Source organism: Chloroflexota bacterium (assembly GCA_013152435.1).
In the GTDB taxonomy this organism is placed as follows: Bacteria; Chloroflexota; Anaerolineae; order DUEN01; family DUEN01; genus DUEN01.
The window spans coordinates 50,635-65,566 of sequence record JAADGJ010000012.1 but is presented as its reverse complement, the minus strand read 5'-3'; the positions used below and the strand labels follow the sequence as shown (position 1 = coordinate 65,566).

Here is a 14,932-nt window from a genome sequence, read left to right as displayed (position 1 = left end):
TGAAGGTGAGCGCATCATAACGGCCTGGAGGCCTCCCGGCTATGACGCCGGTCATGTGCGCTTTCCCGCGCGGCCGTCTGCGGTCCCCCGACGGCTTGCACGTCTGGGGCATCCTCCTCGGCGGTCATCAGGCGATCCGCCCAGGGCAACCCGAAGAAGGCGATCCCCCACGCGCCCAGCACACCGGTGATGAGCCGCATCCACCAGTTGAAGGTGCCGAAGTGATCGCCGGCGTAGAAGCCCGGCCACGCGTGGCCCGTCAACGCCGCCAGCCAGGCGTTCGTGTCACGGAACCCGCCTCCGGATATGCCGTACAACAGGTCGTTGAGCCAGTGCGTGCCCCCATCCAGGGCCATCGGGGCCAGCAGGGCGATGAACGCCCACAGCGGGATGGGGGGCAACGGTCGGCCTCGCCGCCTCCGCAGCCAGGCGTACAGCGCGCCGTACACCGGGATCATCCCGTAGAAGCTGATCATGCGATCGCTCCAGGCTACCTTCCACCCCATCTCCGGCGAGCCGTAGAAGAACCGCAGGTGCCAGGGGTTGGTGGATGGGTAGACCCGGTTGATCTCGTCCAGGGTGTACGTCAGCTTCTCTCCGAAGAGGAACCAGCTGCGCTGCGGCAACTGATGGCAGAACGGGATGTACATCGTGTAGATCAGCTTGCCCAGCCAGGTCCAGCCGGCCGCCATGGCCACCGGCGCCAGGAAGGGCAGCGTGACGAAGATCCCCATCCCGATCAGGATGATCGCCAGCCAGTGCCGCGCTACTCGATCGATGATCGCGTCGATGCGGCGTGCGATGGTGGCGCTGGCCGATGCGGAGGCCGCCCCCACCGCGGGCGGTGTCGGGGGCAGGCCAGAGGACATCGAATCGTTCATCGTGTGCGTTTCCCTCGGTGAGCCAGCATCAGGTACGCGGCCGTGATAAGCAACGTGATCCCCCCGGCTATCCACATCATCGTCTGAACGGATACGCCCGGGGGCAGGCCCGGCCGCGTGTGTAAGGGACCGTAATCCACCCAATCGTTGAGGAGGAACCAGGCGCCCAGGCCCAGGGCGACGGGACGGGTCAGCCGCGTGTGGTACAGCAGAAGCAGCCCTTCGGCGATCATGATGGAGTGGGTGAAGGTCATGGCCATGCTTTCCAGGGTGAAGGGGCCTCCATTCGTCCAGTAGAGGGACCAGAACGCCACCGTCCACAGCCCATACTTGATGATGCCGAAGGCGGCATACGCGTTGAGGAGCGGCCAGCCCGGCCGCCTGCGCAGGATCAGCGCCAGCGCGGGCAGCACCATGAAGGTGCTGCCGGGAGAGTCGGGGATGAAGGGCCAGAGGTACCAGGGGCTGGCTAGCAACTGCCTCCCGTACCAGTAGATCACGCCCGCGACCGCGCCGATCCCGTTGCCAATGAAGATGGCCGCGACGATCGGCGGCGACAGCGCCCAGGAGATCAACGATGGGAGATATGCCGTTGGAGATCGCTTGCCCGTCACGGTGCCGTTCACGGTCCTCGCGTCCTCAGTGAATCCGCCCGTGAGCTCCGATGACCACCCTCATGTGGCGGATCATCTGGATAGCGCTCCGGAGGGCGCTGACATGGCCATGCTCCCATCGCCGCCTGGTTCAGGAGGCTGGACGGCCTCCACGATCGCCTTCATCCCGTCGAATCCCGTGATCCGGACCTTCTGTCCGGGCTTCAGCCTCTCCGATGACACGACACTCCACACCTCCCCCCGATAGCGGATCTGCCCGTAGGGGTTGACCTCGGACACGACCTCGGCCACGACCCCGATCATGCCCTCTCTCCCCGTGATGACGGGCTGTCCCATCGCCCGGAAGATCTTCCTGTACAGGGCGAGGGAGGTCAGGGCCACCGCCAGGTAGATGGGCAGAGCCAGTGGGAGGGGGAAGATCACGAATAACACCAGGCCGATGATCGGCATGGATAGCAACAGATGACACCACATGAACGTCTCTCCTCAAAACCGTTTCGCTCGTCATTGAGATACACAACACCAGGTAAGGGCAAGGCATCGCCTCACCCTATACGCATCGAGTTAACCGTATGTTGACATCATGCCTCGAACGGGCGCTGTCCGTTCTCCCCGTCCTCTTTCTCCAGGGTGATGGGCATAAGCTCCTGGGGGCGTTCGTCCCCACATACGGGAGGCTCGGTCACCCGCTCGATCCCTGAGTCCCGAATCAGGCGTGGCACGATCGACTCCCATCCGACGGCCATGATGTGGATCCCCGAGATGCCGGGGGTATGCCTCAGGCGATCGATGATCTCCAGGGCGATCTGGACGCCCTCCTCCGCCGGGTCGGCCGCCCGCTCCATGCGGTCGATGAGGGTCTGGGGCACGACGACCCCGGGCACGTGGTCGTTCAGGTAGTGGGCCGCGTGCGCGCTGTGCAGGGGGGCCACACCCGCCAGGATATATGTCTGTTCCAACAGGTTCCGTTTGTCCAGCTCCTCCAGCCAGCGCTCGAAGGTGTCGAAGTCGTAGATGGGCTGCGATTGGAAGAATTGGGCGCCGGCGTTGATCTTCTTCTCCATGCGCAGCGCCTCGAACCTGGGATTGGACGCGTAGGGCGAGGCTGCCGCCCCCAGGAAATAGCGAGGGGGCGTCTTCAACGTGCGCCCATCCAGCAGCCTGCCCTCGTCTCGCATCCGCCGCAGGATCCACAACATCTGGATGGAATCCACGTCCAGCGGCTCCAGCACCGTCATGGGCGCTGGCCCCAGTTTGGGATGATCGCCGGAGATGCAGAGGATGTTGCGGATGCCCAGCGCGCTGGCCCCCAAAGCGTCCGCCTGGATGGTGATTCGGGTGCGATCTCGGGCGGTCATCTGCAGGACGGGCTCCACGCCGCAGTCCAGGCAGATCAGCGCCGATGCCAGGCTGGACATGCGGGGCGTGGCCGATGCGCCGTCGATGAAATTGGCGGCGTCGATGTACCCGGACAGCATGTGCGCCTTCCTGTCCACGGGGCGGCCGGTGGAGGAGCGTGGCGGCGCGATCTCGGCGGTCACCACGAAGGCGCCGGACTTCAGGCGGGCCTCCAGATTGGATATCGCGCCTTCGTAGGCCGGCGGGTGGGGCTGATCGTCCCCCTGCCACCAGTCGGGCTGGCGCACCTCGTAGAAGAACTGCTCCAGCGCCTGGGACAGTCGCCGTCGGTCGAGGGCGCCTCGCACTCCCAGCCCCAATCCCCCTCTCTGCCTCCAGTGGCGGTAGAGGTCCAGCCAGGTCTCCCGCCCCATGCGGCGGCCGTCCAGGGGCGCCTGGATCTCCAGCAGCCTGTCCATCCGCCCCATGCGCTCGGATCGTTCGTAGATCTTGTACCAGACGCAGGGGCGTGTGGGGTCCACGTAGCATCGTTCCGGCGTGGAGCCTCCACAGGGGCCGTTTCGCAACCCCTTCGGACAGGCCATCGGGCAGATGAAGGCCGTCTCCTGCAGGATGCAGTTGCCGCACATCCGACACCCGAAGAGCGCCCCCTTCACCGCTCGCTCGAAGGCGGTAAGCCATCGTTCGAGGCGGGGGGGTGGCTCCATGGGATAGTAGGGCGGCTGGAAACGTTTCGGCGTGAAGAGTGGCATCCTTTTCGTTCCTTGGATTGGGGGGTAGCGGAGGATCGTGCTCTCCGCTACCCCCAAGGATAAGATGTCCCCCGCAGGACGTCCGGTTGTTATGCTCCGTTGGATAGCGCTAGTTCACCGAGCGCGGGGACGGCAGCGGCGTCGAGGGCGTCTCCGCCGGGCTCCCCTCGGTTCGGCTGGGCGTCGCCTCGTAGCTGGGCCGAATGTCCACCCTGCGCAGCCGGTTTGCGTTGGTGACCACCGTGATCGAGCTGGTCGCCATGGCGATCTCCGCCAGCACCGGGTGCATCCAGCCGATGATGGCCAGCGGGATCATGGCCACGTTGTAGAAGAAGGCCCAGAACAGGTTCTGCTTGATCTTGCGGAACGTGGCGCGGCTCAGATTGATCGCCTCCACCACGCCCGTTAACTCGCCGCGTACCAGGGTCACATCGGAAGCCTCGATGGCGATGTCGGTGCCGGTGCCGATGGCGATGCCCACGTTGGCCTGCGTCAGCGCAGGGGCGTCGTTGATGCCGTCTCCAACGAAGGCCACCAGGCCGAACCGCTCTTGCAGCTTTTGCACCTCAGTCACCTTGCCGTCCGGCAGCACCTCCGCCAGCACGTGATCGATGCCCACCCGGCGGGCGATGGCCTCCGCCGTCCGCTGGTTGTCGCCGGTGATCATGGCCGTCTGGAGCCCCATCTCTCGCAGCTCACGGATGGCGGCCACCGAGTCCTCTTTCAGGGTATCGGCCACAGCGACGACCCCGGCCAGTTGACCGTCTACGGCCACCAGCATGGCCGTCTTGGCCTCCTCCTCCAGGCGGCGCAGCGTGTCCTCCAGGGGGGCCGGGTCCAGGCCGTGCTCTCGCATCAATCGACGGGAGCCCACCAACACCTGGCTGCCGTTCACCGACGCCATCACCCCTTTCCCCCGAACCGCCTGGAACGCCTCCGGCTCGGCCAGGGGCATCTCCTCCGCCTGGGCCCGCTCCACGATGGCGCGACCCAGCGGGTGCTCGCTGCCTCGCTCGGCCGACGCGGCCGCCTTCAGCAGGTCCTTCTCGTCGAACCCGTTCACGGGGACGATGTCCGTCACCTCCGGCTTGCCCTTGGTAATCGTCCCCGTCTTATCGAAGATGATCGCTTTCACGTCCTTCAGCGTCTGGATCGCCTCGCCGGTGCGGATGAGGATGCCGTGCTCGGCCCCCATGCCGCTGCCCACCATCAGCGCCGTCGGCGTCGCCAGGCCCAACGCGCACGGGCAGGCGATGACCAGGACGGCCACGGTGGAGACGATGGCCAGGGTGATCACGCTCAGGTCGGGGTTCACCCAGGGCAGGAAGGACCCCGCCTGCACCAGGACCCGCATCGTATCCGGGAAGATCAGCCAGGCGACGAAGGTGAGCACGGCGATCCCGATGACGACCGGCACGAAGACGCCCGTCACTCGGTCGGCGAACTCCTGGATGGGCACCTTGGACCCCTGGCACTCCTCCACCAGCTTGATGACCTGGGCCAGGAAGGTGTCCTTGCCCACCTTGGTGGCCTTCACCTTCAGCAGCCCTTCCTGGTTCACCGTGGCGCCGATGACCTCGTCGCCGGGGTGCTTGTTCACCGGCATGCTCTCGCCGGTGGCCATGGACTCGTCCACGGCGCTCTCCCCCTCGATGATGACGCCGTCCGTGGGGATCTTCTCGCCGGGGCGCACGACCATGATGTCGCCCACCTGAACTTCCTCGATGGGGATCTCGATCTCCTGCCCATCTCGCAGCACGCGGGCGGTCTTAGCCCCCAGCTCCAGCAGCTTGCGGATGGCCTGGGATGCCCGTCCCTTGGCCGTCTCCTCCACGTAGCGCCCCGTCAGGTGGAAGGCCATGATCATGGCCGCCACGCCGGCGTAGTTCGCCACCGGGAAGAAGAAGGCCGCCGGCCCGGTGAGCAGGGAGACGCCGGTGCCCAACGCGATGAGCGTGTCCATGTTGGCATATCCGTGCAGCACCGCCGTCAGGCCGCTTCGATACGTCTTGCGGCCGACCCAGAACAGCACGGGCAGCGCCAGGACGATCATGCCCAGGTTGTAGATGGTGGCGTTGGGCCAGACGATGCCGAAGAACATCTCCGCGAACATCCAGAGGATGATCGGGATGGTGAACCCCCAGGCGACCCACATGCGGAAGCGGGCCTCACGCATCTTGCGCTCGGCCTCGTCCTCCTCCGACTCCTCGCCGGCGCCCTCCTCCTGGGCCAGTTCCAGCACCTCGTATCCCGCGTCGGCCACGGCCCGCTTGAAGTCCGCCAGCCCCGCCACGCCCGGGACGAAGGTCACCGTGGCCTTCTCGGTGGCCAGGTTCACCGCGGCATCCAGGACGCCCGGCACCTTCTTGAGGGCCTGTTCGATGTGATTGGCGCAGGAGGCGCACGTCATGCCGCCGATGGGCAGGATCAGCGTCTCCGTGGGGACGTCATAGCCGGCGTCCCTCACCGCCTGAATCAGTGCCGTCAGAGGGACCGCCCCGTTGCTGAACGTGACGGTCGCCTTCTCCGTGGCCAGGTTCACCTGGGCTTCGGCCACACCTGGCACGTTCTTGAGCGCCTGGCCGATATGATTCGCACAGGAAGCGCAAGTCATGCCTGTGACAGGAAGGATGATCTGTTTCTCCGTCATCATTGCCTCCGACTTTCATACGTTCGCACTACCGCTTACTCGCTGCCCACGCATCCTCCATGTCTTTTCCTCCTGCCTGTCCAGCAGAGAGTTAAGGCATGTTGGGAATGAGCTACGGGATCTGCCCTGTTCTCCTTCTGCGGGCGGAGCTCCCACGCCCCACCTGCGGCGGCATAAAGGCCACCGCCAGGGCGATGATCCCATGCGCTCCCTATTGTGCCTCTACAGGGATGACAATACCAGCGCTATTCAACCTATTGGCACCCGCGCCAAAAGGCGTATATCCCCGGTCCGGTACCCCCCAGACCTTCAAAGGGCCCCGCCGCCCGGCGCCGTTGGCGGGCGGTGGGACCCAGAGGAAAGGGATACGGGCGACATGAGAACGAGCGCCGCCCGGCTCCCCATCAGCGGATCATCAGCTCGTGGCCTGCGGCCTTCCATGCGTTGAATCCGCCGTCCAGCTCCATCACGTTGGTGTACCCCAGGCCGACCAGCGTCCTGGCGGCCGCCGTGCTCATGGAGCCGCTGCGGCAGTACAGGACGATGGGGGCATCCTTGTCGGGCAACTGATCGAGGTTCTGAGCGATCTCATTGAACGGGATGAACAGGTCCGTCCCCGGGATCTCCCCCTCGTAGGGGATGTGGACGTTGACCAGGGTGAAGCCCTTGCCCGGGAGCATCTCCGCAAGCTGTTGGACGGTGATATCGGAGAAGCCGTCCATGTTCTTCGAGAACATCGGCATGGATGCCGATGCGGGGGCCTGGCGTACGGGCGCTGAGACCGCTTGGACGCCATAGGCGCCCTCGCCCACCCGGACGGTGTGCACCACTTCACCGTTCTCCGTGTCGATGATGGAGACCGTGGCGTCGCCGTTGTTGCTCGCCAGGAGCCATCGCCCATCCCGGCTCAGGTCGATCTGTTCCGGCTTCTGCCCGACGGGGGTCCTGCCGATGACTTCCCCGGCCTCGAGATCCACGATGGCCACCGCGTTCTCCTTGCTGAGCGCCACGTACGCGATCCTCCCATCTGGGCTGATGCGAACGGCATGGGCGCCCTGCCCCACCGGGATGGTGGTCTGCGTTTCGGCCGGGATGTCGATCACGCTCAGAGTGCCGTCCCCTTTGTTCGTGACGTAGGCGATCTCCCCGTTGGCGCCGCCGATGGCCACGCCTCGTGGCTTCCGGCCGACGGCGAAGGTCTTGACCACCTGCCTGGTCTCCGTGTCCACGACGGTCATGGTGCTATCGCCGCTGGTCGCCAGGTAGAGCCATCGGCCATCTGGCGTGAGCTCGCCATCGTGGGGTTCACTGAGCCCCGGTATCGTCGCCACCACCTGCCATGAGGCCGTATCCACGACGCTGACCGATCCCTCATCCGTGTTGGTTGCGTAGACCCAGCGGCCATCCGGGGATGGCAGCGGATGGGTGGGACCCTGGCCGACGGGAACGCGGGCCAGGATCTCGCCGGTGGTGGTGTCGATGGCCCACAGGCTGTTCCCCTTGGCCTCTTCCTCCATATCCATATCCATGCCCATGCCGCCCATGTGGTCGCCGGACTTGGACGACTCGCCCATGGGCTGACCTGCCTTGTCACCCGAGGGTGACTCGTGGGCGCCCGCCTCCCGGTCATGCCCTCCCGCGTTGATGACGTACAGGATGCGCCCATCCGGGCTGACGTTGAGGATGTGGGGGTTGATCCCCACCGGGATCGTGGCGACGACCTCGCCGGTCGCCAGGTTGATGGCGCTCAACGAGTCCTCCATGCCGTTGGCCACCCAGATCGTGCCCTGGACCTCCGCGGGCGCCGTCTCCGCTTCCGTGGTGGGGGATGTGGCCTCGCTGGCCTCGACCGGCGCCGCGACGGTGGCGGGCTCTCGCATCTGCTCCACTTCCGTCGGCACCTCCGGGGATGGCCCCGGCGTACAGGCAACCGCCAGGAGGGCCAGTCCACCAAAGGCGATTCCTATGAACCATTTCTTCGGTATAGACAAGATGGATCTCCTTTATGAGTGGTATGCGGCCTCATCTCAGGCCACCCGTAGGTTAGGGGGAAAGCACGACGGATCGGTTAAGGGAGTGTGAAGGTTTTGTGAAGACGTGGCCCGGGCACGTGGGAGGTGCGCCCGGGCCTGGCATCTCCGAGGTTTCTGTGCGCATATCTATGGTTTGTCCTGGATATGTCCGCCCGCGTCCTCTCCTGGCCTCCGTCAGCGCAGCTCCATGAGGATCTCGTCGCCGTCCCGCAGCGTGTATGTGGCGAAGTTCCGGGTGATCCTCCCGTTGACCCTGACGATCAGCTCTCCGTTGGCCGGGTTGCCGGGGCACTCCAGGACGCAATTCGGGCCGTACTCCACGCCCATCTGCTCCAGCGCCGCGCCCAGCGTCAGGTCGGGCTGGTGGATATCGATGAATTGCCCCCGCTCCAGGTTGGGTAGCGGCTCCTCCTGTCCGTTGCGGACGATCCGCAGGCGGGCATGCCAGTGCACCTGTTGCCTGTCCGATGGCTCCGGGACCGCGTTCTCTGGCGCCTTCGCGTCCGAGAGGGCTCGAAGGGTGTACCGTTCGATGACCTCCGCGGACATGGCTCCCCGCCAGATGGCGATGATCACCCCCTGCCGGTTCACGAAGAAGCTGGTGGGGATGGCGAGGACCCGGTAACGCCGGCTGACCGTGCCGGATTCGTCCAGCAGCACGGGGAATGTCAGGCCGAGCTCATCGACGAAGCCCTGTACCCGGTCCTTCGGCTCCTCCAGGTCGACGGCCAGGACGACGAAGCCCTGTTCCCGATATTTGCGGTAGGTTTGCTCGATAGCCGGCATCTCCAGCCGGCAGGGCGGGCACCATGTGGCCCAGAAGTTGATCAGCACGGCCTGGCCGCGTAGATCGCTCAGGGTGATCTCGTCCCCCGCCAGGTTGGGGAGGGTGAAATCGGGGGCAAGGGCCCCGACGATGGGCTCCTCCCGGTTGGTGACGGGTTTGCTCATGGCCGCCGGCTGGATCTCGACGCCGACGCGAGCGCGTCGCTCCTTCAGCCAGCGGTCGATGGCCTCCTTTGCCTTGCCGGGGGGGACATCCACGGTGATCACCTCGCGGGTGAAACGGTCGGCGATCATGGCCCTTCGGATCACCTCTCGCAAATCCTCCATGGTCGCTCCCTCTTCCTTTAATACACGGGCCAGGGTTTCCTCGGTTAACTTGCGTGCCTGGATCAATTGACGGATGTAAGTGGTCACCTCGTCCTCCGAGATGGAGATCCCGGCGGCCTCCGCCGCCTGCAGGAGAAGCGCCTGATCGGCCAGCTGGTTGACGACGGATGTCTCGTCGATCTCGCCGGGCGCGATCCCCTGTGTCGCCCGGTACAGCGCCCGCGCCACCGCCACGGCCCGGACGACCTCCTCTCGTGTGATGGTCTCGTCTCCGACCCTCGCCACGAGGGGCTCGTTGGCGGCCGATGAGGGGGAATTCCGCAGCTCGAGCCCATCGCGCCCGTATGTAAGGAAGAGGCCAAAGCTCAGGGCCAGCAGGACCAGCACCGCCGCCCACGACCGGAGCCGCCGCCGGGGAGGCGGTGTGATGGCCTCCTGTCCGTTCTCCCATAGTACGGCGGTGGAGGAGCCTCCCAGCCCGACGTCTTCATCGTCGTTGGGCGTATTCACATCTCTCGATTCCAGCCAGGGTTCCCTTTGCTCGCCCATTGCCAATCTCTCCCCTCATCTCATCTTCTCATTCGCTCTGCGCGTAGCCGTGGACGTGGAAATGAATGGTGATGTTTCGCTGGGGGCTGGGGGATGCCCTATAGGATCGTGGTGAAGCCGAAGACCCGGGCAAACCACGCGTTCAATTTGCCGATGGTGTTCGTGTACACGATGATGCCCATGCCGATCAGGAACAGCCCGCTGACGATGGAGACCAGGTTCATCCGGCGGTTCAGGCCGCGTAGCCACCCGGATAGCCGGTCCAGGACCAGGCCCATCAGGAGGAACGGGATGCCCAGCCCCGCCGAGTAGACCGCCAGGAGAAGGGCGCCGCGCCCTACGGTTGCGGTGTTGCCGGCCAGCAGCAGGATGCCGGATAGCGTCACCCCGATGCACGGTGTCCACCCGGCGCCGAAGAACACCCCGACCAGCAGGGACGAGAGGTAGCCGAGCCTCGGGTTTCCCCTGAACTCCACGCGCCTCTCCTGATAGAGGAAGGGGATCTTCAGCACCCCCATGTAGTGCAGGCCGAAGACGACCAGGAGCACGCCGCCGATCTTCTGGATCAGGGGCATGAAGTCGTACAGGATGTACCCGATCAGCCCCACCGAGGCGCCCAGGGCCACGAAGACCAACGAGAAGCCCAGGACGAAGCTCAGCGCGTGGAGGAAGGTAACCCGCCGGTTCGTGATCTGGACGCCTTCCGACGTGTGCACGGTTGTCCCGCTCAGGTAGCCGACGTAGCCCGGCGCCAGGGGTAGCACGCAGGGGGAGAGAAAGGAGAGCAGCCCGGCGACCAACGCCAGCAGTACCGAGATGTTGGGTGTATCCACGATGTTGCGCCTCCCTAATGTAGCCGTCCGTAAGTCCTACAGGGTGTAGTGTAAAAGCACATAGAAAAACGCGTCGAGAAGTCCCGACGCGGGTCGGATCAACGGAGCCAGGAGATGGCGTTCAGGCACTCCTGGGTCCCGATAGGAAACGTTTGCATGGTCATGCCCCCGAGCAGCCCCGCCAGGGCGATCCCAAGGAGGACCATTCCGGTCGCGATCAGGCGGGACCCTGAGAGGCGAGAAGGTATGATCTGCCCGTGTAGCAGGTAGGCGATGCGGGCTTCCGTGACACTCAGCGCCCCGACGACGGTGGGGGACAGGGTGGGGTGGGCGGCCTCCCACAGCTTCAGCAGCGCGGCCGCCAGCGGCAGAGGCGATCCGGAATCCCGGATCGCGGCGTCGTCGGCGGCGATCTCCTGGGCCAGCTGGCAGTGACGGGCGAGATCGTCCATGATGGGGAAGATGCCCAGCGCGCGAGCCAGCGTCCGGGTGAGGAGCTTCCGCAGCGGATCGCGACGATGAAGGTGATGACGTTCGTGGACCAGCAGGGCTCGCAGCTCCTCCGGGTTCAACAGGGTCAACAGCTGGGTGCTCAGGCAGACGCGCGGCCGCCATAGCCCATAGCAGAAGGCGTACGCCCGCTCGTCCCGGATCACGTCGAGGCGGTCGGCGATGCCGAGCTCATGGGATAGCTGTTGCAGGGAAGGAGGGATCGGAGCGCGTCGGCTCCGAATCGCCCGGATGAAGCGCCGGGATGCGAGGAGCTGCTGCAGACAGGCCCGGACCCCCAGCCCCGCCAGGACGGCCAGCCCGACCGGCAGCGCGAAGGCCCCCGCGGCGGGGAGATGGGCTACCAGCGTCGACCAGGAACGGTGGCAGAAGCGGATGATCTCATGGGCGTACAGGGGCCACAGGTTCACGATCACCGCGATCAGGCCGGCCGTGATCAGCGCCGCCGCGGCCAGGAGCGCGTGGAAGGATCTATCCGCCCATCGTTGGAGCGATACGTGGTGAGGGGACGTCGCCTGGACCACCCGGCGGGTCGACCTTTGCGTGCGAAGGGGACGATCGGCCATCACGCGTCCTCCCTGAGAGCGAGACGCCATTATGCCTCTTCCTCCCCGGATCGGTGATCGACCAGGTGCCGTAGCTCGTTCAGCAGGTCGGGATCGATGGCGTCCGCAACATCGATGAATTGGGCGATGGCCAGCCGACCGAAATCTTGTAGCAGCCCCTCCACCACCTGCCGCGACACGCGGGCCAGAAAGGTCTCCCGATCCTCCACGGCCGAGTAGATGTACGCCCGTCCCTCGCGGCAACGTTTCAGGAACCCCTTCTCCACCAGCCGGTTCATGATGGTCATGACCGTGTTGTAGTGGTAGTTCCCATCCAGATGAGCGACGACGTCATTCACGGTGGCCTCTTCCAGCCGCCAGATGAGGTCCATGATCTGCGCTTCCAGCTCGCCGAAGATCCTGGCCAGCCCGGTCTGCCCCAGCTTGAAGGCCGGAATACTCGCTTCCTCGCCCATCCATTCCCCCTTCGGTAACTCCTACACGCTGTAAGAGATCGTGTCAACAAGAACGCCACCCGTGCTTTGAAAGGATGGGTGGCTTGCCATCCACAACGGACCCTGTTGATGCCCCGGCACTTCGGGCCCCATTATACAAGCGGCTCTGGGGTTCCGTCAACTGGCGGGGCCGGAGGGTCAGGGCCTTTTCAAAGTCCAGCGTTCATATCGGCATACGTGGCACCTGCAGGGACGAGGATTGGCTCGCTCCTCAAGGTTGGCCTTTCAAGTGGCGAAGGGCGCTGCCTTCCGCCATTCGCGCCAAGATACGGAGCCGCATAGGCAGAGTTGGCCCCATAGGCACGGCAAGATGTTGTGTCTGTATACGCCTTCTCGGTTTTCCCCCGGCGCACGACGTGGCCAAACGTACCCCACCACCCACTGATGAGCCCCCTTCTCCCGGGCTTGGGAGAAGGGGGTCTGGGGGATGAGAGCCGTTTTCTGCTGGTCGTGCCCCATGGGGGCGACCCTCCATCGCACGACATTTGCGGACGCCCGGAGCCCTCGAAGCCAGGCCAATCGGCGCATGGGGGATGAGCAGGATGGCGCTGACGTACTATCTCCACAATTGGTATGCTGAGTTACGATAGACGATAAAGATCCCTACGGTCCCTCGCAGGCCCGGGATATGGCGACTGCCGGGCCTGGCTTGCTTCAAGGTTCCTGGTGGAGAAGCGGAAATGATTCAAACTCAGGTTGGAGTCAAGATCTCCTGCCGGGATGGGTGGGCAGGAACGCTAAAGCGACTGATCGTGGATCTGAACACGGGGAGGACAACCCACCTGGTGATCGAGACGGTAGCGCCATCCGGCGATGTCGTCGTGCCCGTCCGACATGTGGTCGCCACAGGGTATGAGAGCGTCTTCCTTGACCTCTCGTCGGCTCAGCTGGCAGCATATCGTGAGCGTTGCTGAGGAAGTGGGCCCCTCGTCGTCCTTTGCCACCTCTTCATCCGGTCTTCACAAACTCTTCACATCGTTCTGCTACAGTGATGGTAGCACAAGATCAGACGATGTTGTGGAGTGAGAGAGAGGAGGGTAGAGGATGGGCAAAGTGAACTGGGTCCTGGTTGCCACCTTTGGCATCGTGATCCTTCTGTTTTCGGTGCTGAGCCTTGGATTCCTGTTCCCCGGTTGGGGCTGCTGTGGCGGCATGATGGGGGGATGGGGGATGATGGGCGGATGGGACGGCAGCGCGCGAGGCGGTTGGGGTGTGTGGGGTTGGATCCTTCCGCTGATCGGCCTGCTGATTCCCTTGGCATTCCTGGCCTTGCTGGCCCTGGGCGGCGTCTGGCTCTTTCGGCAGAGTGGTCTGTCTCGTAACCTGCCGCCTGCGTCGGAGCAGGACGCCTCCGGTAAGACCTGCCCCAGTTGCGGTCGGCCTGTGCAGGCGGACTGGCAAGTCTGCCCCTACTGTGGACAGGGGCTGGTGTGAGCATGACTTTTCGCACCGCGCGCTTTCGTGCGATGCTACCGCGATCAAAGGAGGTCGTGTGATATGTGTGGTGGTGGAAGATCCCATCGTGAGCGGATGATCTATCGGGAGGCTCCATGGCAGGAGCCGGCGCCGCAGGCGGCCCAGACGACTCAAACCTGCCCGAACTGCGGAGGGCCCGTTGAAGAGGATTTCGTCCTCTGCCCCCGTTGTGGGACGCAGTTGAAGCGTTCCTGCCCCTCCTGCCACAAGGCTGTGGATACGGATTGGGTCGCCTGCCCCTATTGCGGGGCGACCCTGGAGGAGTCGGCGTAGTGGATCGCGAGGATCGCCTCGGGTGGCGGGGGATATCCCTTCGCCACCCGGGGGCGAGTTGGGAACTGGGAAGTAGAGACTGAGAAGAGAGATTTGGAAGAGGAGTGAACATCATGGGATTGCTGGCGAGATTTAAGGCCATCTTTCAGGCTCAGGCCAACAAGGCTATGGAGAGCCTGGAGGATCCGAAGGCCAGTTTGGATTATAGCCTGACCCGGCTGCAGGAGAGCCTGCGTCAGGTCGGTCAGAGTTTGGTAGAGGTGGCGGCGGCGAAGCGCTCGATGGAGGCGCAGCGGGATCAGCTGGCCGTTGCCGTGACCCGTTACGAGGAACAGGCCAGGGCTGCCCTGGAAAAGGGGCGGGAGGACCTGGCGAAGCTGGCACTGGAGCGCAAGCAGGCCGCCCTGGCCCGCCAGGCGGAGTTGGAGGCCAATATCGCCAACCTGGAGAGACAGGTGGAGAGCCTTAAGACGACTCAGGCCAGCCTGCGCACCAAGATCGAGCTCTTCCGCAGCAAGAAGGAGGAGCTGAAGGCCATCTACGATTCCTCGCAGGCGCAGCTGAAGGTGCGGGAGGCGTTGAGCGGCATCTCGGAGGATCTGGCTGATGTGGGGAATACCATCCAGCGGGCCGAGGAGCGCATCCGTCACATGCAGGCTCGGGCGGAGGCCATCGACGAGTTGATCGCCACCGGGGCCATTGAGGACGTCCTGGAGCCCGAGACCGATGATATCGATCGTGAGCTGATGCGGCTGGCCCGCTCCGAGGCGGTGGAGGCCGAGCTGGCCCGGCTCAAGGGCGAGGTGGTGGCATCGTGAAGGAGACATTC

At 64.8% G+C, this 14,932-nt stretch carries 14 protein-coding genes; 4 read left to right on the top strand and 10 right to left on the bottom strand.

Annotated elements, in window-relative coordinates:
- Positions 1-14: 14 nt before the first annotated feature.
- From GXP39_01455 to GXP39_01410, 10 genes are all read right to left on the bottom strand, one after another.
- The gene (locus tag GXP39_01455; GenBank protein NOZ26706.1) at positions 15-881 is read right to left on the bottom strand and encodes a DUF2085 domain-containing protein; all 867 of its coding nucleotides are present in this window, start codon (positions 879-881) and stop codon (positions 15-17) included.
- A complete protein-coding gene (locus tag GXP39_01450) occupies positions 878-1,507 on the bottom strand; it encodes a DUF1405 domain-containing protein (GenBank protein NOZ26705.1) in 630 nt (209 codons plus the stop codon). The genes GXP39_01455 and GXP39_01450 overlap by 4 nt, the downstream gene beginning before the upstream one ends.
- Before the next feature lie 60 nt (positions 1,508-1,567).
- Positions 1,568-1,969 carry a hypothetical protein gene (locus GXP39_01445; protein NOZ26704.1) on the bottom strand — a complete coding sequence of 134 codons (402 nt, stop codon included), beginning with the start codon at positions 1,967-1,969 and terminating at the stop codon, positions 1,568-1,570.
- A gap of 107 nt (positions 1,970-2,076) precedes the next feature.
- Positions 2,077-3,606, bottom strand: coding sequence for a hypothetical protein (locus GXP39_01440; GenBank protein NOZ26703.1), 1,530 nt, complete (start codon positions 3,604-3,606; stop codon positions 2,077-2,079).
- A gap of 109 nt (positions 3,607-3,715) precedes the next feature.
- Positions 3,716-6,256, bottom strand: a complete 2,541-nt coding sequence (locus GXP39_01435) for a copper-translocating P-type ATPase (protein ID NOZ26702.1) — start codon at positions 6,254-6,256, stop codon at positions 3,716-3,718.
- A gap of 404 nt (positions 6,257-6,660) precedes the next feature.
- Entirely contained in the window at positions 6,661-8,247 is a 1,587-nt protein-coding gene (locus GXP39_01430) for a beta-propeller fold lactonase family protein (GenBank protein NOZ26701.1), read from the bottom strand.
- A gap of 216 nt (positions 8,248-8,463) precedes the next feature.
- Positions 8,464-9,951, bottom strand: a complete 1,488-nt coding sequence (locus GXP39_01425; GenBank protein ID NOZ26700.1) for a redoxin domain-containing protein — start codon at positions 9,949-9,951, stop codon at positions 8,464-8,466.
- Positions 9,952-10,049: 98 nt separating this feature from the next.
- Positions 10,050-10,784, bottom strand: coding sequence for a cytochrome c biogenesis protein CcdA (locus GXP39_01420; GenBank protein ID NOZ26699.1), 735 nt, complete (start codon positions 10,782-10,784; stop codon positions 10,050-10,052).
- A 98-nt stretch (positions 10,785-10,882) separates the two neighbouring features.
- Complete coding sequence (locus GXP39_01415; protein ID NOZ26698.1) at positions 10,883-11,860, bottom strand: M56 family metallopeptidase; 978 nt, start codon at positions 11,858-11,860, stop codon at positions 10,883-10,885.
- Positions 11,861-11,889: 29 nt separating this feature from the next.
- The gene (locus GXP39_01410) at positions 11,890-12,315 is read right to left on the bottom strand and encodes a BlaI/MecI/CopY family transcriptional regulator (protein NOZ26697.1); all 426 of its coding nucleotides are present in this window, start codon (positions 12,313-12,315) and stop codon (positions 11,890-11,892) included.
- A 719-nt stretch (positions 12,316-13,034) separates the two neighbouring features.
- Between GXP39_01410 and GXP39_01405 the strand changes: the two genes are divergently transcribed.
- The 4 genes from GXP39_01405 to GXP39_01390 all read left to right on the top strand — a co-directional run bounded on the left by GXP39_01405 (position 13,035) and on the right by GXP39_01390 (position 14,921).
- On the top strand, positions 13,035-13,268 hold the full coding sequence (locus tag GXP39_01405; protein NOZ26696.1) for a hypothetical protein: 234 nt from the start codon (positions 13,035-13,037) through the stop codon (positions 13,266-13,268).
- A gap of 238 nt (positions 13,269-13,506) precedes the next feature.
- Positions 13,507-13,788, top strand: a complete 282-nt coding sequence (locus GXP39_01400; protein NOZ26695.1) for a zinc ribbon domain-containing protein — start codon at positions 13,507-13,509, stop codon at positions 13,786-13,788.
- 63 nt (positions 13,789-13,851) lie between these two features.
- Positions 13,852-14,103: a zinc ribbon domain-containing protein gene (locus GXP39_01395; protein ID NOZ26694.1), complete on the top strand. Its 252-nt coding sequence runs from the start codon at positions 13,852-13,854 to the stop codon at positions 14,101-14,103.
- A 113-nt stretch (positions 14,104-14,216) separates the two neighbouring features.
- Positions 14,217-14,921 carry a PspA/IM30 family protein gene (locus GXP39_01390; protein ID NOZ26693.1) on the top strand — a complete coding sequence of 235 codons (705 nt, stop codon included), beginning with the start codon at positions 14,217-14,219 and terminating at the stop codon, positions 14,919-14,921.
- The last annotated feature ends 11 nt before the right edge of the window (positions 14,922-14,932 follow it).